This window comes from Hymenobacter caeli, from assembly GCF_013294115.1.
Classification (GTDB): Bacteria; Bacteroidota; Bacteroidia; order Cytophagales; family Hymenobacteraceae; genus Hymenobacter; species Hymenobacter caeli.
Genome location: NZ_JABSNP010000023.1, coordinates 15147 through 34284 on the forward strand (window position 1 = coordinate 15147; position 19138 = coordinate 34284).

Annotated in this window: 18 protein-coding genes and 1 pseudogene; 15 read left to right on the plus strand and 4 right to left on the minus strand. The window is 63.1% G+C overall.

All coding sequences use genetic code 11. From position 1 onward, the window contains the following. Positions 1-20 precede the first annotated feature (20 nt). Positions 21-3059 (minus strand): toprim domain-containing protein, encoded by a 3039-nt coding sequence (locus HNP98_RS18760; RefSeq protein ID WP_173811721.1) that lies wholly within the window; start codon positions 3057-3059, stop codon positions 21-23. Positions 3060-3145: 86 nt separating this feature from the next. Continuing rightward, entirely contained in the window at positions 3146-3544 is a 399-nt protein-coding gene (locus HNP98_RS18765) for a hypothetical protein (protein ID WP_173811722.1), read from the minus strand. Between the two features lie 360 nt (positions 3545-3904). On the opposite strand from HNP98_RS18765, the gene HNP98_RS18770 reads away from it, so the two are divergent. The 11 genes from HNP98_RS18770 (at position 3905) to HNP98_RS18820 (ending at position 14428) form a co-directional block, all read left to right on the plus strand. Further along, entirely contained in the window at positions 3905-4519 is a 615-nt protein-coding gene (locus HNP98_RS18770; protein WP_173811723.1) for a hypothetical protein, read from the plus strand. 56 nt (positions 4520-4575) lie between these two features. Next, on the plus strand, positions 4576-4998 hold the full coding sequence (locus tag HNP98_RS18775) for a hypothetical protein (RefSeq protein ID WP_173811724.1): 423 nt from the start codon (positions 4576-4578) through the stop codon (positions 4996-4998). A 12-nt stretch (positions 4999-5010) separates the two neighbouring features. Beyond that, positions 5011-5202: a hypothetical protein gene (locus tag HNP98_RS18780; protein ID WP_173811725.1), complete on the plus strand. Its 192-nt coding sequence runs from the start codon at positions 5011-5013 to the stop codon at positions 5200-5202. Between the two features lie 100 nt (positions 5203-5302). Then, positions 5303-7909: a VirB4 family type IV secretion system protein gene (locus HNP98_RS18785; RefSeq protein ID WP_173811726.1), complete on the plus strand. Its 2607-nt coding sequence runs from the start codon at positions 5303-5305 to the stop codon at positions 7907-7909. 2 nt (positions 7910-7911) lie between these two features. Next, positions 7912-9069, plus strand: coding sequence for a hypothetical protein (locus HNP98_RS18790; RefSeq protein WP_173811727.1), 1158 nt, complete (start codon positions 7912-7914; stop codon positions 9067-9069). A gap of 36 nt (positions 9070-9105) precedes the next feature. Beyond that, positions 9106-9825 (plus strand): hypothetical protein, encoded by a 720-nt coding sequence (locus HNP98_RS18795; RefSeq protein ID WP_173811728.1) that lies wholly within the window; start codon positions 9106-9108, stop codon positions 9823-9825. Positions 9826-9873: 48 nt separating this feature from the next. Beyond that, a complete protein-coding gene (locus HNP98_RS18800) occupies positions 9874-10623 on the plus strand; it encodes a conjugal transfer protein TraK (RefSeq protein WP_173811729.1) in 750 nt (249 codons plus the stop codon). A gap of 42 nt (positions 10624-10665) precedes the next feature. Beyond that, positions 10666-11565 carry a DUF4138 domain-containing protein gene (locus tag HNP98_RS18805; RefSeq protein ID WP_173811730.1) on the plus strand — a complete coding sequence of 300 codons (900 nt, stop codon included), beginning with the start codon at positions 10666-10668 and terminating at the stop codon, positions 11563-11565. A gap of 18 nt (positions 11566-11583) precedes the next feature. Further along, positions 11584-12984, plus strand: coding sequence for a conjugative transposon protein TraM (gene traM / locus HNP98_RS18810; protein WP_173811731.1), 1401 nt, complete (start codon positions 11584-11586; stop codon positions 12982-12984). 22 nt (positions 12985-13006) lie between these two features. Further along, a complete protein-coding gene (locus HNP98_RS18815) occupies positions 13007-13894 on the plus strand; it encodes a hypothetical protein (RefSeq protein ID WP_173811732.1) in 888 nt (295 codons plus the stop codon). After that, entirely contained in the window at positions 13895-14428 is a 534-nt protein-coding gene (locus tag HNP98_RS18820) for a hypothetical protein (protein ID WP_173811733.1), read from the plus strand. It abuts the gene before it with no gap. 76 nt (positions 14429-14504) lie between these two features. Here the strand turns inward: HNP98_RS18820 and HNP98_RS18825 are convergent, their stop codons facing one another. Both HNP98_RS18825 and HNP98_RS18830 read right to left on the minus strand, forming a co-directional pair. Beyond that, positions 14505-14765 carry a hypothetical protein gene (locus tag HNP98_RS18825; RefSeq protein ID WP_173811734.1) on the minus strand — a complete coding sequence of 87 codons (261 nt, stop codon included), beginning with the start codon at positions 14763-14765 and terminating at the stop codon, positions 14505-14507. Between the two features lie 474 nt (positions 14766-15239). Continuing rightward, entirely contained in the window at positions 15240-16709 is a 1470-nt protein-coding gene (locus HNP98_RS18830; protein ID WP_173811735.1) for a Fic family protein, read from the minus strand. Between the two features lie 131 nt (positions 16710-16840). Between HNP98_RS18830 and HNP98_RS18835 the strand changes: the two are divergent. The 4 genes and pseudogenes from HNP98_RS18835 to HNP98_RS18850 all read left to right on the plus strand — a co-directional run. Continuing rightward, a pseudogene (locus HNP98_RS18835) lies at positions 16841-17155 on the plus strand (heavy metal translocating P-type ATPase); the annotation flags it as partial. 12 nt (positions 17156-17167) lie between these two features. Continuing rightward, on the plus strand, positions 17168-18013 hold the full coding sequence (locus HNP98_RS18840) for a hypothetical protein (protein ID WP_173811736.1): 846 nt from the start codon (positions 17168-17170) through the stop codon (positions 18011-18013). 29 nt (positions 18014-18042) lie between these two features. Then, entirely contained in the window at positions 18043-18777 is a 735-nt protein-coding gene (locus tag HNP98_RS18845; protein WP_246275219.1) for a ZIP family metal transporter, read from the plus strand. A gap of 27 nt (positions 18778-18804) precedes the next feature. Continuing rightward, a complete protein-coding gene (locus HNP98_RS18850; protein ID WP_173811737.1) occupies positions 18805-19077 on the plus strand; it encodes a hypothetical protein in 273 nt (90 codons plus the stop codon). The last annotated feature ends 61 nt before the right edge of the window (positions 19078-19138 follow it).

Genomic DNA, 19138 nt, shown 5'->3' on the forward strand with positions numbered 1-19138 from the left:
TCAATCCAACTAAAACAGCCCTACCGCTCTAGCTGCGTACCAGCAGCCGGCCGGCCACTTTCTACGCTGGCAGCAGCTTGCTGGCGCTCGGCGCGGTCACCACCATGCTCTATCACCTGGCTGCCGCTCTGCTTGGCCACGGCGTCCAGCGTGTGACTGATTTTGGCAATCTCGGGCTGGTCGGTGCGGTAGAAAACCTTCATCTCCGAGTGCCGGATGCCTTCGGCATCAGTGGTGCTCTGAACGTCGCCGGCTTTGGCACCGCTGCTGGCAATGGCCGCTTTCACGGCCTCGGCCTGGCCCCGTTCGCCCGGCGTGATAGCCGGCTCATCTACCTTGATGATAACCTGCTTCTCGCTGCCCTGGGCACTAACGCTGGCCACTTCCTTTTCGGACCGAGTGGGCTCGGTGCTGCGCTCCTGGCCGGCGCTGTGCTCAAGGGGTTTCTCGGTGGAAAAGCCGGCCTGGCCCCGCTCGGTTATTTTCCAGCCCTCCGGGGTGCGCTCGGCCTGGGTGGGGGTTGCCACGGCCAGGTAAGCCTCGCCGGCCTGCGGCGATGCGGTAAGGTCGTAGACCGGCCGCACAGCAAAATTGGGGTTGCTCACTAGCTGCGGGTGCGCGGCGGCGGCGGGCATGATGATGGCCTTGTTTGGGTTTTCAGCATCCACCCGGATTTCATACAGGCTGTAACTCGCGGGGCGGGTGCTGGTGTCGCGGTCGGGGATGGTGCCATCCGGCATCGGCATGGCGTTGAGGTAGATGAGGATGGGGGTAGCCACTACCCGCTCTGATTGTTGCGCGGGGGCAGCTGGAGCGGGTGGCACAGTGAGACCTGGGGTAGCATCTGGGGTAGTAGCCTGGCGTTCCAACTGGGCTTCAGCAGCTGGCTTGGCGGCCACATCCTGACTACGGTCACGGTTGTGCGGCTGGATGGCGGCGGCCTCGGCGGCCACCTGGCGGGCAGCCCGGTCGGCCTCAGCTTCGGCCACGCTCACCCCGGCAAACTTTTCCAGCCCGGCCGCGGCCCGCTCATTCGTGTTCGTCACGATGGCATGGATGATGGCAATGTCGGGCTGGTCGTTGCGGTACGTCATGTCGAACTCCGCCCGCCGGATACCCTGCTCATCCACGGTGCTGCGGATTTCGCTGGTCTGCATCGAGTACCCGGATTTATCGAGCACCTCTTTCCAGGCCTCGGCCCGGCCGGTGGTGTTCGGAGCCAGCTCGTCAATCTTCCACGTCGCGGTTTTCTCCATAGCGGCGCTGGCCTGCGCAGCGGCATAGCTGGCCCGGTCGCGGTTGTCGGCTAGCTCGGCTTCGTCGACTTTGCGGCCGGTGGGCGGCGGGTTATCGTTGATGTATTCTTTCAGCAGCACCAGACCAGCATCGCGGGCGTGCACAAACTGCGCGGTGTGCTCGGCCGCTTCCTTTTCAGTCTGGTAGGAGCGGAACGGGCGGGCCTCCACATCGGCGGCACTGGCTACGGCCGCGCCCACCACCGCCTGGGTGAGCTGCCGGTCATCTTCCTGCCGTTCCCGCTGGGCCGCGGGGCTGGCCTCGAGCTGGGCCTGGGCCTGCTGGCGCTCCTGCTCCCGCTGTTCGCGCTGCTGGCGCTGGGTTTCGGCCAGCCGCTGCTGCCGCTCCGACTCGCGCTGCTGCTCCTCGCGCAGGGCCTCAGCCCGGATTTGCTCGGCGGTGAGGCCCTGCTGGGTGTAGGCCAACTCCTGGTTAAAGTCCTTGGCCAGGGGGTAATCGACGCGCAGGAAGCTTTCGCGCTGGCGCTCCGGCTCGGGCAGCAGCTGCTCGCGCTGGCGGTACAATTCCTGGGCAATTACCTCGAGCTGGGCGGTGTCGGCGCGGGCCACCGTCAGGCGCACGATGGTGGCGCGGTCGGTGCTGCGCTGCACTTCCACGGCCAGGGCAGAGCCGTTTTCCTGGGTGCTGTTCATGCGGGCCACCCGCTCGCTGAGCTGCTGCACCTGCTGCCCGCCCTGCTCGGCAGTATCGTGCTGGAAGGTCACTTTCAGGCTCACGTGGTACTTGTCCGACGTGGCGTGCCACTCCACCGGGCGGGTGGCTTCCTTGTAGGCGGCCTGCTCGCCCACCGGCACGAAGGGCCGGGCGGGCTGCAGCTCGTTGAGGTAGTTGATGTTGAACTGCCGCCCGCCGGCGTCACGGTCGTTGGCCAGTACCACTTCCTTGGGGGCCTGCTTGTCAATCACCCGCTGAATGAGCGCTATCTGGGCCTCGGTGGGCGTGCCGCTGGTGGCCACGTACATCGTGTTGCGCGGGTCCTGCCCGTGCTTGAGCTGGAAGTGCGAGAGCGAGTCAATGGCCGACTCGCTCACCACGATGCGCACCACCGGCGTGTCCTTGCCCTCGGTGGGGTGCGACACCCAGATGCCGTTCTTAGGCAGCGGCAGCAGGCTTTTGTAGTGCTCGTTCTTCTGCTCGACGCTGGCCAGCCCCTGCTCGTTGTAGAGTGGGAAGGCCGTGTTTTTGTGCTCGTTCTGCTGCGCCGTGAAGATGCGCCCCTGAAACGCCGGGCTGTCGATGGTGCTGTCCTCCAAGCCCCGGCTGTGCAGGTAGGTGCGGTCGGTCAGCTCCTTCTTTACGCCCAGCACTTCCGAGATAAGCCGCGTTTTACGCTCCTCAGCGGCGGCCTGCTCCTGGGCGGGGTCGCCCACGGGCAAACTGCTCAGCCGGGCGGCGTCGGGCGGGGTGGCGTACGCGCGGGCCGGGGCGGGGGCCCCGTCCAGGTACTCGCGCAGCTGCTGGCGCACCTGGCCCAGACTCAGGCCGTAGCCGTTGTCACCCCGCGTCTTGGCAAAGTCGATGATGCTGCCGGCGTCGCGGTCGTCGCCCGTATTGAGGTATACCTGATGGTCGCCCTTGCGCGTAACGATGACGTGCTCGTTGTCCTTGACTAAGTGGTGCCAGTCGCCGCGCCGGCTTTCTTTTTTGATTGCGTAGCCCTGGCGCTGGGCGTAGTCAACTAGGTCGATGTCGCGCTTGAAACGGTCTAGCTCGGTGGGGTCGTTTTCCCGGGGGGCATTCATGCGGGCGGAAGTTGCTGGGTGGAAGGAGGGAGCCCAGCAGCTCCGCGCCCGGCTGGTAGCCGGGCCCGTCAGAAGTGGGTCGGGGGTTAGGGGGTAGGGGCCTCGGGCGCGGCACTGCCGGCGGCGCGTTGGGCGGTCGCGTCAAAAAAGGCTAGCTGCTCGCGGAACTTCGTCAGCAGCTCCGCCGTGGGAAAAACGTACTGGTTCGCCCCGGTGCCAATGTCGATGCGCACAATCTCGGTGGGCACGCCCAGGGCGCGCAGCACGCGCTGCACCAGCCGCGGCTCGTCGCGCTTGAGCTTGCCGTTTTTCAGGTTGACGACGTTCGTATAGGTAAGACCATGCTGGGTACAAAAACTAGTTAACTCCCCTTGCCCGATGGCTTTTAGCCGGTGCTGCACGTAGCGCAGGCACTCGGCGTAGGGCGCAGAGAGGCTTAAATCAGGAAACCCCAGGGGGGCAGCAGCGTGGTCGGGGGATAGCATGCGGGGAAGCGCGGCCGAGGAAATCGGCCAGTAATGAAGAGCAAATAATCCCCAAAGGACGCACTTCGCTCGCTACTGGTCGCAATCCGCCGCTGGGAAAAACCAAATCTTATTACCCCGATAATCCCGCCGTTTCGCGCTGCTAGCCCGACCCGTAAAGACAGACGCTATAACGACGAAGTAAATTTTAAGTTTTCACTAACTTTTTACTAACCCAACAAAAGCCCCGTCCGTAAGGGAGCCGGTATGCGCACCGGTATCCTCTTGTTCGTGGTCTTTGTAGCTGCCGTCGCGCTCGGGGCGCTGCTATGGTGGCGCTTCAAAGGCAATGGCCGGCCAGTTATCACCCCGTCTGCCCCGATGGTCACGCGCAATCATCACTCCCTGCCGCTCTTCCACTACGAGCGGGCCAGCGCAGCTATCACACAGCCAGTAGCCGCCGCGCCACCCGCGCCGGGCAGGGCCCTGGCCAGCCTGCTACCCGAAGAGGATTTTAGGGCGCAGGAAGCCGCTGAGCTACAAGCCGAAGCCGACCGTGCGGAAGCCGCGCAGGCTGAAAGCCGGCAGCAGACAATCGAAGAAATACCTCCGAAAGAGCCTGCGCCCGACGAGAACCCGGCCGCTGAAGCCGAAGCGCCGCGGCTGGTTTCTTCCCGTCACGCGGCCGGCGCAGTGGCCTCCTTACTGGATGCGCTGGACGAAGCCCCAGCGGCCGACCCAACGCCCGCGCCCCCAGCACCAGCTGCGGAGCCCACGCCCGAACCCGACGAGGAGCCGGCCGCCCCGGCACTCTACTACAACCCCATTACAGCCCCGGCCCCCACCGCCAACGACCAGGCCAACCGCGCCGCTGAAATCGCGCTGCGCAAGCAGCGCCGCGCCAGCATGGCGGCCGATACGGCCGCGCAACGCGATGCGCTAAGCGGCCTATTTCCCGGCGCAGCGGGCAAGCCCACCCCCGCCAAAGTCTCCTGATTTCCAACCTGCTACCGGGGAGATAAGCACCCTTCTTTCACCTATAAACCTCGTTTATGTTTAACAAACCTTTCGCCAGCGGCCAGCGTGTCTTTACTACGGCGGCTGCTTCACTTAACACCCTGGTCGTAGCCGGCCAGGCTTACCAGCCTTCCAAAACCGAGCAGCGCCTCGCTGCCCTCCTGGCCACGCTGGCGCTGGCCACCAGCCCGACCCTGGCCCAGACGGGCGGCGGGGGCGCCGCCGCCGCGCTGAGCGGCGTGCAGGAAACCGTCGTGGGAATCGTGCAGGTCATTTTCGCCATCGTGCTGGTGGTGGGCCTGATTCGGGTGGTAATGAAGTTCGTGCAGGGCGCACCCGACGCGCTGGGGGCCCTGGGCTGGCTCGTGGGCGGCGTAATTCTGTGGTTTGGCTTCCAGCTTTTCAAAGACGACCTCGTGAGCGCCGTGGGGGGTACCGGTGGGGGCGGCGTTCGCTAAGCCAGTAGCCTTATGCGCTCCTACAAATCCATTGAGCGGCCGGCCCAGGTGCTGGGCATGAATATCCAGGACCTGGGCCTGGTCGTGGGCCTTTTCATCGGCTCGGTGCTACTGCTCGGCTTTTTGGGCATGGCCATCAGGATTCCCCGGCTGGTGTACCTGGTCGTCATCCTGACGGAGCTGGCGCTGCTCTTCGCCCTGTGATACCTAAGCAAGACCCGCGCGCCCGGCTTTCTGATGGGCTGGCTCTCATTCACCTTCATCCAGCCCCGCCGCATTGCGGTGGGGCCAATTCCCGCCGCACATGAAAAAACCAAAAACCGCCGCGTTTGACGCGGTTATGCCCGTGCACAGCTTCGAGGCGGACAAGGTCATCTTCCGCGACGGGCGCGTGGCGGTCGGCTTCGCCGTGGAGCCGGCCGAGATGGAGAGCTGGACCGAAGACGACTATAACAGCTTCCAGACCGCCCTGCTCGGGGCCCTGCGCCCGCTGCCCACCGGCACCATCGTGCAGAAAACCGACATCTACTACGACCGCCCGTACCGCGAAGACAAGACTCAGCAGACCTACTTCGAGGGCAAGATGAACAAGCACTTCTTCGAGCGGCTGGTGCTATTTCAGAAGTCCTACCTGTTCATCTCGTTCGCCCCCGTCGATGTCAAGCCCACCAAAACCAACGCCGTGAACGCGCTGGTGACGCGGGCCGGCGAGGCGCTGGTAAAGAACCCGTTCGGCAGCCTGCTGCAAACCCTGGAGCTGGCCGAAAGCGCCGCGCTGGAACTGGTGCAGGCCGTGCGCGACCTGGGCGGCGTGGAGTTCGCCCGCCTGGCCAGCGAGGAAATCCGGGGGCTCTACCGCCAGTATTTCAACCTCAACTTCGACGGCCAGCCCACCCGGCAGGAGCGCGAAATCGCCAACGAAATCGGCACGCTGGCCGTGGGCGAAAACAAGGTTAACGTGGTGTCGATGGTGGGGCAGGGCTCCGACGCCTACCCGGCCGTGCGCAACGGCTACGGCGTGACCGCGCCCATGCTGTTTCCGCTCACCCACGTGCTGCAATGCCCGCACGTGCTCACCCAGGCCCTGCTCATTCAGCATACCAAGCAGGCGCTGGGCAGCCTGGACACCGACCGCAAGCTGAACAACTCGCTGGCCATTCTGGCCACCCAGGACAACCACCTGCGGGCGGCCGAAGTCGAGGAGTTTACCGCCGAGGTGCGGGCTGAAAACAAGCAGATTGTGAGCCTGCACCTCTCGGTGATGCTCTGGGACACGAACGACACCAACCGGCGCGAAAACGTGGAGCGCGTCACAGCGGCCTTTCGCGCCATGTTCGGGACCGAAAGCGTCGTCGAGGGCCACCTAGTCCTGCCGCTGTTTTTCGGCCTGCTGCCCGGCAACGGCTGGCAGGTGCCCGACCGCTGGCTAACGACCACCGCCGACCGGGCCAGCTGCTACTTCCACTGGACGGCCACCTACAAGACCGACGCGGTGGGGGAGTACCTCACCGACCGGTTCCGCAACCTGGTGCAGGTGAACCTCTTCAACACGTCGCTCGACAACCAGAACGCGCTGGTTATCGGGCCTTCCGGCTCGGGCAAAAGCTACACCTTCGGCAACCTGATTGTGCAGCGCTTCGAGAAGGGGGCCCGCCAGATTATCATGGACGTGGGCGGTACCTACCGCAACGTGCTCCAGTCACTCAACGGGGCCGATTTCGTCAACACCTACTTCGAGTACGACCCCGCTAACCCGATTGAGTTCAACCCCTTCCTGGTGCCGCGCGAGGGCGAAACCGGCCCCTGGCTCTACACCGACGAGAAAACCAACTTCCACCTGGCCTTGCTGGCCGCCCTTTGGAAGGGCAGCAAGGATACCGGGCTCGACAAGTCGGAGCGGGCCATCCTGAGCCGCTTTTTGATTGAGTACTACGCGCTGCTGAACGAGAGTGACCGGCTGGGCCAGACCGACGAGGAGCGGCCCAATATGGAGAGCTTCTTCCGCTTCGTGCAGGCCTACGACGTGGAGATGATGCGGCCGGTGCGCGAGCCTCACGAGGGGCAGGAGCCCGACCCGCGCGACGGCCAGCGCCGCAAGTACCAGAAGGACATGAAGTACATCGACATGCACCAGTTTTTCTTGGTGCTCAGTCAGTACGTGACCGGCGGGCGCTACGAGAAGGTGCTCAACGCCGACCGCGACGTGGACTTGAGTGAGTACCGGCTCATTTGCTTCGACCTGGCCAAGGTGCAGGCCGACCCCGACCTGTACCCGGTGGTGGCCATGCTCATCACCGAGCTGAGCCTCGATTTGTTCCGCAAGTTTCCCGACGCCGTGAAGTACATCGCCCTCGATGAGGCCTGGACCATGCTCAGCGGCGTGCTCGCCGAGTTTATCGAAAGCATGTACCGCACGATTCGGAAAACGAATGGCTCGGTTACCATCATCACCCAGGGCATCCACGAGATTACCAGCAGCAAAATCGGGTCGGCCGTCATCAACAACAGCTCGACCAAGATTATCCTGCGCCACATCAACCCCGACTCGCTGGCCCAGCTGCAAGCGCCGCTGGGTTTGACGGGCCACGAAATGGACCTCATTAAGTCGGTGCGGGCCACCGACCAGCTGCGCGAGTTCTTCATCAAGCAGGGCGGTAAGGCCAAGGTGTACGCCCTGGAAGCCTCACCCCAGCTCGACGCCATCCTGACCTCGAAGCCGGTGGAGCGCAACCACCTCAACCAGCTGGTCAAGTTCTACCAGCAGCACCAGCGCACGCTCAAGCTGGACAAAAACGGCCAGCCAGTGCTAAAAGACGGCTTACCGCAGTACAAAACCACCGTGGTGCAGCGCCTGGACTACGCCGTCGACCAGTTCGTGGAAGACAAGCAGAAAGGAGCCCTGCGCCGATGAATATGCTCCTGATGGTCGCCTACGACGTGGACCCCGGCTTTCTGGCCGCCTGCGACAACACCCTGGACCTGGTGCTGGTGAACTGCCGCTTCATCACGCCCACCTTCATGAGCATCGCCCTGCTCTACACCGTGGGCCGGGGCCTGCTCATGGGCAACGGCCTGCAAATGGATTTCAGCCCCCTACTCAAAGCGCTGTGGGTGCTGTTTCTGCTGTACTTCTACCGGGATTTGCTTGACGTGCTGGGCGCCGGCATCAGCGGCTTCACCGGGCTATTTGCCAGCCAGGCCGGGGCCACCTCGGCCGCCGAAGCCCTGCAGCGCCTGACCACCCCGGCCCCGATTGCGGCGGCCGCGGCCAGTGACTCGCTCGGCATCGGCGACGTGGTGACGGGGGCCAGCAACCTGGTGGCCAGCATCTCGGAAACGCTCAGCTCGTTCACCTTCACCGGGCTGATGACGCGGCTGTTCACCGGCACTACTGTGATGCTGATTCGCGAAATCATGCTTTTCATCCGGCAGTTCGTGCTCGGCTTCCTCTACGTCTGCGGACCGATTGCCATGAGCTTATCGGTCGTGCCCTCGTTCGGGCAGCTGGCCATCAAGTGGCTGCAAAACTTCATTGCGGTGCAGTTCTGGTCACTCTCCTTCGTGCTACTCGACACGATGTACACCTTCTACGCGGCCACGCCCACGGCCCAGTCGGGTATCGGCAGCGGCGGGGTATTCAACCCCATTTCCGGCCAGGTCAACTCGGCCGCCGACGCCAAGTTGATGATGATGAGCGTGGCCTTCGTGCTCCTCTACTGCATGGTGCCTTACCTGACCAGCCTCTTCATTGGCTCCTCGGCCGTGCAGGGCTTCGCCGGCTCGATGATGGGCATGGCCATCGGGGCCGCCACCACGGCGGCCGGCGTAGCCTCGCCGGGGGCCGGGGGCGTGGCCGGCGCGGTGGGTCGCGCCCTGGGCAATGGCAAGGGCGGCGGGGGCGGCGGCTCGGGCAGCGGGGCCAGTAGCGCGAGCGGCAGCGGGGGTAGCAGTGGTGGCAGCGGGGGTGAAAGCAGCGGCAGTTCCGCTTCCTCGGGCCTGCCGGCCATTTCAATGGCCGAAGCGCTCAACCCCCAATACCGGCAGCGCGCCTCGGGGCTCTGGACCTCCTGACGGGAATTCATTCTTTCTCACCAAACCTAGCTCGTCATGCGAAAAACCACTTTTTATAAGTCAAAAACCACTTTTTATAAGCAGGTTTTTGTACTACCAGCCTTTGTAGTCCTAGCTGGCTGCCAGTCGGGTTCTGAAAAAGCCGCTGAGGTAGATGCCCAAATTCTGACCAAAGCGGCCGAAAAGGTGGCCAGCTCTCCCCAGGAAAAAGCCCGCCAGGATGCTTGGAAGACGGCTACTACCCTGCCCCAGGCCCTGTCGCCGGCGGCCGTGGACCTGACCGCCGGCGTGAAGCAGCTGCTCCCGGCGCAGGGCTACCTGGAATTGGTATCGGCCACCCCGCAAAAGATTGAGCCCGCCCTGGTGCGCCTACCCGGCCTGTGGGCCTCGCTCAAGCCCAACTACCCGCAGGTGGCCCCCGGCTACCGCATTCCCTTTGAGGCAGTAGTAAAGTGGAAGCCCACCGGCTACCGGCCGGGCGAGCGGGTGCCGGCCACCATCGCGCTGTACTCGCCCAACGGCCGCGACTCATTGGCCGGCTGGCAGGTGGCCGGGGCCAACCCCAACGTGCCGGGTGCGGAGCGCTATACCATCAGTGAAATCCGCCCCAATGAGCCGGTGACCGTGCGCGGCACCCTCTACGCCTTCGCTGGCCAAGACCCTTCCCATCACCCGCTGCTGGTGGTATATCCCTACCACCACGCCAATTCCCTGCCCGACGCCCGGCAGATGGTCACGCTGCCTATTCGGCCCTGACCGGGGCAGTCGGGGAGCAAGGTCCCACCCACTTCATTTCGATTTCTTATGAGCACTGTCAAAGATTTAAACTCCTCCTTCACCACGATGCGCAACGTGGCCCTGGCCTGTGTGCTGGGTCTCATCGTGGTAGTTATCGGCTCGGGCTTCATGGTGTACCGCACCAATGAAAACGCCGGCCGGCGCGTGTACGTGGTCAGTGCCAACGGCTCGGCGACGGCCCTGGCCCTGAAAGAAGACGTGCACACTTCCTTCGAGGCCCGCAACCTGGTCAAGTCCTTCATGCAAACCATGTTCGGCCACGACCAATACACCTTCAAGCAACACCTCGACGCGGCCTTGCCCCTGATTGAGGGGCGCGGGGGCCGCCGCATCTTCGAGGGCTTCACCCAGGGCCAGGTATTGCAGAACTACCAGCGCTACTCGGCCCGCAACGTGGTGGACGTGGACAGCATCCACCTGAACATGGAGCAGCGGCCCTACTCGGGCGTGGTGTACACCAAGCAGCGCATTTTCATCGGCGACCAGCAGCGCGAAGCGTTGCCCCTGGCGGCCAAGTTCAACCTGATTGAAACCGACCGCTCCGACGCCAACCCCTACGGGCTGCTCATTACCAACTTCGACTACGTGGCCTACGCCCCGCCCACATCGCGGGAGGAAAAAGATGCCCTCGAACAGCAGGAGCAGGACCGGCAGCGCCGCCTGAAAGAAGCCGCCGCCGCCCCGATGGAGCCTAGCCTAAGCCCAGCCGCCGGACAGGCCCCCACTACTCCGGCCCCAATTACCCCGGCGCGCTAGTCTCTTTTTCTACTTCTCTACTTTTCCATTTCTCTCTGTTCAATGCGTATTTTATTGTTCTTTTCCACGCTGCTAGCTACTACCGTAGCCGCCGCGCAGACCCGGCCGCTGCCGCCCAGCCGGCCCATCCCGGCCGCCGCGGGCCTGGTTGCTTCCGAAAAGCTCCAGGACGTGGCCGTTTCGGATAGCTCCACTACCTACCTGGTTTTTCCTGGCCCCGTGACGCTGGTCGACGTAGGCATGGTCAATAACTGGCTGGTTAAGATTGAGGGCAACGCCGTGTTCGTGCGCGCCCGCCGCAAGCTGCCCCCGGCCACGCCCATGCTCATCCGCTTCGGCAGCAAGTACTGGATGGGCCGGCTGGTTTTCGTCAATCGTCCCGTGCTCCAGCTCTACGACTACCAGAACAGCAGCGGCCTGCTCGGGGCCACCGGTACCGGCACGGCCGCCGGGGCCGCCCCCAAGAATGAGCTGGCGATGGACAAGGAGCTGGAGAAGAAAAACGAAGTCGAAGGCAAGCTCAGCAAGCTGCGCAAAGCTCACGAGGAGCACCAGACGGTGGCCGTAGTTGATAACGACCTCGTGCTGTCGCTGGCCAACGTGCGCAATGACAAGGATTTCACCTACCTGCGCTTCAAGGTCATCAACAAGACAGCTATCGACTACAACGTGGACTTCACGGACTTCCAGCTGGTGGAAAACGCCAAGCAGAAGTTTCTGGCCCGCAAGAAAAATGAGGCCCGCCGGCCGCTGGCTCCCGCCGGCGGCTCGCCCAACCAGATTATTACCGGCCGCACCACGGGCTACCTGACCTACGCCATTCCGCTGTACGCCGCCACCGAGCGCGGCTACCTGGAAGTGACCCTTCGCGAGCTAAACGGGGCCCGCGTGCTGGTGCTGCCGGTGCCGTCGCGGGTCATAAACCGGGCGGCCACCATTTAAGCTTTCACGCTATTCTCTATGGAACCGCTCCACCCCCAAACCCCGCCCACCCCGCCCCAGGAAGCCGACGGGCACGACGACTACCACGAGGAAGAAGCCGCGCCCGCCGCCCGTCACTCGGCTCCGCCGGCTAAGCCCACGCCCACTGAGCTGCTGCGCAAGTTCTGGCTGCCGCTGGCTGGCTTCATCGTTCTACTCACCGTCGGTGGCCTCGCGCTCTGGCTGCGCACCGCCACGCAGCAGGCCCAGGCCAACCCCGAGCCGGTGGCAGCTACTTCGGCCAATATCGAGCCCAGCATTGCCGCCCCGGAAACCGCGCCCGCCCCGGAAACCGTGTCGCCTTCGGCGCAGCTGGAAGCCCAGCGCCGCGCCGAGCAGGACGCCCGCAGCCTGCCGGCCGGCCCCAACTCGGATGAGGTGGTCAGCGCCTTCGCGGTAGACACGGCCCAGGCCGGCGCGCGTCGCCGGCTGGCCCGCCAGCGGGCCGCCGCGGCCAGCACCCAGCGCGCGGAAGCCGCTCGTTTAGCGGCCGCCAACGTTGATACCGTGGAAACCACGGTGCAGGACCCCAACACGGGCCTGTACCGCGCGGCCACCGTGCTGGTGCCGCGCCGTCGCGCCGGCAGCCCCGGCCCCACCGGCACCCGCGCCGGCGGCCGGGGCGGGGCGGCGCTGCCCGCCAAGGACACCGATGGCACTCCCTTCGAAACCGACCCCGACGTGCTGCGGATGCTGGCCGCCTCTTCTCAAACCACCCGCGACACCTACGAAAAGACCACCGGCAAGCGCTACCGCGACCCCGATGCGGCCCTGGCCATGCTGGCCGCCCGCTCGGGCAAAGCCGCCGCTAGCGTGCCGGGACTGGATGGCTTTTTCACGGTGAAAGTGGGCAGCAATGCCCGAGTAGCAGCCGGGGCGCAACCCGAGCAGCTCACGCCGGACGTGTTTTTCAAGTGCGTCATCAACGGCGAGCAGAAAGTGCGCACGGGCTCCGTGGTGCTGCTGCGCCTGCTGGAAGACGCGGTGGTGAGCGGGGTTACGTTTCCCAAGAACATGGTCTTCGCCTCGGTGGCCAGCGTGGGGGCCAACAACGTGACGCTGGCCGTCAACCGCCTCGGGGCTACCCGCGTGCAGGCCGACATCTTCGACTTCAACTACATGCCCGGCATCATGATTGACCCGGTGAAGAAGGTGGCCAAGGATGCGAATTACGCCGGCCAGTCGCTGCAGCAGCAGTCCACCCAGGAAATCAGCACGGCCATCGACCGCTCCGCTTCAGCGGCCAACTCGGTGGTGGGCGTGGGCGGCCGGCTGGCCACCACACTGCTCGCGCGGCCCCGCACCCGCACCAAGCTCCGCGACGTGCTACTGCCCGACGGCTACCCCATTCTGATTACGACGGCCGGGGCCGCGCGCTAATCTTCACCCTTCACGCTTCGTTATGAAAAAGCTTCTTTTGCCCATCGGGGTGGCGCTGCTGTCGCTGGCCCCGACCTTACCAGCGCAGGCGCAGGTCGTCATGAATGACCCGCTGCACATGGGCGTGCACATCGGCGAGTTTGCCAAGCACTTGCAGCAGTGGTCCACCACGGTGCAGAACTATCAGGTGGTGAAAGATGCCAAGGGCATCGCCTCGGTCACCAAGGACCTTACCGGCGAGGTAAAAGACCTGACCTCGCAGGGGCTGGACTTGCAGCGCGAGATTCAGGCCGACCTGCGCAAGGTGCAGAGCATTCAGGACCTGCGCCTGGCTAATCCGCAGCAGCTTTTCGCCCGGGCGCTGGCCATGGCGGGCTCGTCGAGCGGCACCAGCTACATGCCAAATTTCCAGAAGGCGCAGCGCCTGCGCATTGCCCTGGAAAATCACCATCCCCAGCAGGACATCGAAACGGTGTACTCGGTGTTTTCGCGCCTCGGCGACGGGGGCAATGCCAACGAGCGAATGAGCTCGACCACCTACCAGTCGCGGCGCGAAGAGGCGGCCGTTTCGGGCTACGCCTACGAGGAGATGGTGCAGAAAAAGAAGATTGCTACCGCCTTCGACTACTACAAGATTGCCGACGAGATGACCCAGCAGAGCATTGAGCTGAACGCCACCCTGAAGAATCCCGGCCGCTACGCCATGACCGAGGGCGAGCGCATGACGGCCCTCAACAGCTCGAACGACAACATGATAAAGGCCATGCAGCTGCGCCAGGAAGGCGACCGGCTCATGGCCGAATCGCAGCAGAAAGGCCCGGCCCGCGCGGCGGCCGAAACGGTGTACTCGGACGTGCTGGTACAGAACTCCCTCATTCAGCTCGACCGGCAGCGGCGGGCCCGGCACTAAATGAAAAAGATACTTTGGCTGCTCTTGCTCGCCGGGGCCACCACTCGGCCAGCCCTGGCCCAGCGCCACATCAAGCACATTTCCACCCTGAGCGCTCAGCTCGGCCGCACGGAGCAAGGCGACTATTACGAGCTGGGCTATTCCACTTTCCTAACCAACCGCACGGCCTTGCGCATTGGCGGCCTTTATGAAAGAGGCTCCCTGGGGATAGCGGGCAACTATTCGTCGTATGGCGGCCGGGTGTTCATCGCGCCGCAACTGCTGCACCTAGGGGAGTTTGCCTACCTGCACCTGCTACTGGGCGGGGCCGGCAACTACGAGTTTGGCGGTGAGCAGCCCACCGTCGATGGCCTCGGCACTGAGCGCCGCCAGCGCTTTACCTACGGCCCCCAGGCCGGGGCCGAAGCCGATTTCTTTCTCGGCAACCGGGCTTCGGTGGTCGCCACGGCCACCAAAGGCTACCTGTTCAATAACCCGCTGATTGACCGCTGGCCCGGTTATGCTGGCGTGGGCCTACGCTACCACTTCCGCTAGCGGCCCGCGCGGATACCCCCTTAAACAAGAAAGCCCGACCAGTTAAACTGGCCGGGCTTTCTTGTTTATAAGGTTTTTAGGCAGCCTTGGCTAACTCCTGCTGGATGCGCTGGAGCAGTTGCGGGCGGGATTCTGGACAAATTTTAACGGTGAAGATGTCGGTGTACTGGCAAAACAATGTTGGGTCGGCGGCCTGAATGGCCTGGTCCCAAATCGCATCGGTAGCAGCAGGGGGAATTTGGAGGAAGGGTTGTAACTCTTCTTGAATGAGCCGACTCACCAGCGCCTGCACGGTAGGGCTAAGGCTGGAGAACGAGCGGTATGGACTCGCAATCATTAATTATAACTTCAAGGAAAAGGGATAGGGACATCTCAGAATATGCCGTGGGCAAAAACAGCCCCCTCAGCCAGCCGGGCAAAAATGCGCGGCGGCAGCTAGTGCGCCCAATGAGGCAGGCGGGCTATGAAAGGGGAATCAGGTCAGCATGCCCACAAACAGGGCGGGGCGCTGGTGAATAGGCAGCCGCATGCGGACCACCGGGGTCGGCCAGTTGACTCTGGGGACCGAGTACCAGCGGTAACTACAGAAACAGTGGAACTCCAACGCCATTATATCCGGCAACCGCATTAGGGCCACAAAGCTAGACAATACGGTAAGAAATGGGCCTTGTTTCCGCTATTTCGCCCATTTTTCATCAGATAAACAGCCTTTTTGACTAGTTGCCAAGCCCACTAAAATCTGAGTGCCATCTAATCTGGGTTACGTGCTACGAACCAGCAGCCTCGCCAATAAGCTGCCCTGCCTAGTAGGTTACCAACGCAGCTGCGACGACACCTCCGTAAAGGCATTCTGCTCTTCCAACTGTGCTTTTACTGCCTCATAAGAAGCGGGCTGCAAGTCCGCCACGAATTGCTGGGCCCCGCTCAGCATGCGGATGTACAAACTGGGGTCACTTTGCCGACTTAGCCGGCGCAGGGCATCCAGGTAGCCTTCGCGGGCATGGGTGGTGACGATGATGCGGCACTGGTCGGCGCTGACCAACTCGGCATTCATCATCAGGCGGGCCAGGCGGCCGTTGCCATCGTCAAACGGATGCACTTCGCTGATGAGAAACATCATGAACATGGCCCGCGCTAGCGGCTCGCTCAGGCTGCGGTAGAGCTTGTAGCCCTCGTGCAGGGTACCGCGCACCAGACCGGGGTCCACGAAGCTGGTCAGGCCGGCCTGGTTGGCGTATTCTTTCCATTGGCCGGGACGCTTGTCGGGGCGGGCGCGCATGAGCTGAGCGTGCCGCCGCTGCAAAATGGCCAGCAGGTCCTCGGCCGACTGCGGGACTACGCGCATCTCAGCCACGTTGCTGCACAGCTGGTAGGTGCTCAGCACGTCGTGCGAATCGGCGTGCCGGCCACCCACCAACTGGCCGGTTTCCACGATGCGGTGCGCCTCATCCACCTGAAATTCGGTGCCTTCAATGAAGTTGGAGAAGTAGGCCTCGAAGAATGCCACGGTGTAGAAGGGGGGCGCCACGGGCGCGGGGTCCGGCCGCCGCGGCAGCACCGCCGCGTGCAGCGCACTGAGCAGCGTAGTAAACAGCGCCAACCGGCCGGCATCGAAGGGCAGCCCCAGCGCGCGGGCCCGGGCCACCGGGGAAGTCAGGATTTTGCTAGACTGGGTGGTCAGGAGCGCGCCCACGATGCGTTGCAGCACCGCCAGCTCGGTGGGCCACTCCAGGGCCGCCGCCACTTCGCGGGCCTGGTCGCGCAGGGCGTTCAAGCCTTCCTCGCCCCGGATGCGCAGCACCATTTCCAAGCGCTCCTCTACGTTCTCCAGCGGCAGTGCTTTGCTTACCCCACCTTTCCGAACGCGGGCCGGCTGCAGGTTTTCCAGCAGGCCCCGGGCCTCCGACGCGAACAGCAGGCTACCGTCCCCAAAGGGCGCATCGCCCGGCAACGGGGCCGGCCCTTCCAATAGATGCACTACCAGCCCCGGCAGGGTCACGTTGTGGGTGTACTTATAGGTCAAAAACAGGTGCCCGTCGGCTGTGGGCTGGCCCTCCAACTGCGAGCGGTGGCTGATGAGCGCGCCCGGAAACAGGTGCTGCACCACCGGCAGCCAGTTCTTGCGAATCAGCACTTCCGGTGCGGTAGCTAAATCCGACGAGTAGATGCGGGAGGCCACCTCGCGCAGCTCACCGCGCTGACGGGCACTCCGAATCTGCCGGTTCAGAGTCGGGTCAGAAGTGCTGAATACCAACAGAGGCCAGCGTACATTTTTTTCCATTAAGGCGTGTTAAAGGAGCCAAGGTGTTAAATTTATTATTTTAAACGTGGATTTTTACGATTTTATTTAGATTAAGAACAGGCCGGCGCACACAATAGTTATCGGGCGTTCGTAGCAAAAAAGCCTCCCGCCACGATGCCCCCATAGTGGCCCTGGCCGACGTGGGCGTTGTGATGGGCGGCCTCAACTCAGACGCCACCATCGAAACGGCCGACGTGATGATTCAGACCGACCACCCGAGCAAGATTGCCACCGCCCGCCGCATCGCCGTGGCCACGCATACCGTCGTCTGGCAAAACATCTGGCTGGCCTTCGCCGTGAAAGCCGTGGTGCTGGCCCTCGGGGCCGGCGGCCCGGCCACCATGTGGGAAGCCATCTTTGCCGACGTGGGGGTAGCGTTGCTCGCTATTCTCAACGCCGTGCGCATCCTACACATGAAATTTTAACTTTCCGGCTTTATGATTCGAGGCGATAAAAAAGATAGTGATATCCTGCGGCGTTACTGCGGGGCGCTCATTGACAACATTGAGGCGACTGGGGAGTCGTTTGACAGCGCCGACCTGACCCAGCGCACTTACTTAAACCTGCTACGCCGCATCCAGTACAGCTTATTGGGCGTGGCCGTGCAGCTGGAACGGTGGCCGGCGATAGTTGAGTTGAAACTGCCGATTTCCCTGGTTTTTCGCACCGCCCTCACTGACGCACTTACGGGGCTGTACCTGGCCACGTTCCATGCGGACCCGGTCGCGTTCCAAAATGAGTTGCTGGTACTGGATGCGGACTATGTCAAGTTCGTCAAAACCATCATCGAAAATACCGACCTGGAAATGCCGGGGGCTTCGGCGGCCGATGTAGCTCAGGAAACTCAAGCTCGCTGGGCAAACTTGCAGCAGAAAGCCTCTCACCTGCTGCGTGAGGCGGGCAGCAACGACTTAAAAAGCGCCCAAGTCCTACGGGCCACCAGCGACCCCGCCCTTTTTCATGTGCCCGGCAACTTTGCCCGGCGCTTGGGCGAGAAAGAGATGTTTGAGCAAATCAAGGCCCACCCCGATACGCGACACTTGGCCTACTTCTATCTGGTCCAGCGCCACTTATCGCAGCAGCACCACTATGCACCCGCCAACAGCGATTTTATTGAATTGCCGCCCGCGTATGATTGCGCCTACTGGTTCAAAAGCCTCGCCTCTATCAGCGAAATAGCTGGCGCGCTAGCCGGCCTGTTAGGAGCCTCAACCCCGGTGCTAAACTCATTCCGCAGTAGCCAAGCGGCGCTGCTGGACCTGTTGGCTGACCGTGCCGAATGATGCTTGTTACTAGCCCACCCTGGACTACCATGCTGGGCTTCGCCCTGCTGCCGGCCGTGGTCATGATTGCCGGCGCCGCGCTGGCCGTTTGGCGGGCTCCCGGCCCTAAGCTGCGCAGTGCCATCCTGCACTTCGCGGCGGGCGTTATCTTCTCGGTGGTTGCCGTGGAGTTGCTGCCCGACATCGTGCAGCACCACGCCCCGTATGAGGTCGCGCTAGGCTTTGGCCTGGGGGTAGCCGTGATGCTGGGCCTGCGCTACTTCACCCAGCACCTAGAAAAGCAGGAATCTGCAAATTCTACCCTTACCTCTACTGATACAAGCACCGCCCCCCTGCCGTGGGGCCTACTGGTGGCAATCGGCATCGATATTTTCATCGACGGCCTGCTCCTCGGTATCGGGTTTGCCGCCGGGGCGAAAGAAGGCACCTTGCTGGCCATCGCCCTGACCCTGGAATTGTTATCACTGGGCCTGGCCACAGCCGTGGAGCTGCGTCAGGGGGGGCATGGTAAGGTCCGGGCGGTAGCCATTGTGGCCGGCACTTCGCTCATGCTGTTGCTAGGAGCCGGCATCGGCACCACCGTGCTGCGCGGGGCCACCGGCAACCTGCTCGAACTAGTGCTTTCCTTTGGGCTGGCTGCCTTGCTGTTCCTCGTGACCGAAGAACTGCTGACCGAGGCGCACGAAGAAACCGAAACTCCACTGCTCACGCTGTCTTTTTTCGTTGGCTTCCTACTGTTCCTGCTGCTGGGTATGGTGGCCTAGTACCTTCATTCATAGTTTATTCTCCTGATGAACCCCGCCAGAATTGAACTGACACTCTCGGCATCTGGTCGCCACCTAGCATTCAGCAAAGAGCTATTGGATGTCGCCCACGTCTTCCGCCGTGTGGGCGGCGAGGGCAAACCTTGGGTGCGCCTGGCCGTGTACGCCCGTTCGCCCTATTTCGACACCGATGCCTTCGCACCGGGCACGCAACTGGAATACTACGTGCAGCACGACACTCAACAGGGTGAAGAAGAAGCTCGAAGCCACATCGTAAGTACAAGCACGGGATTACTTTAGCAGCTGTTCGAACGCACTAAGACAGAATATAAAAACCTAGACAGAATATAAAAACCTAGTG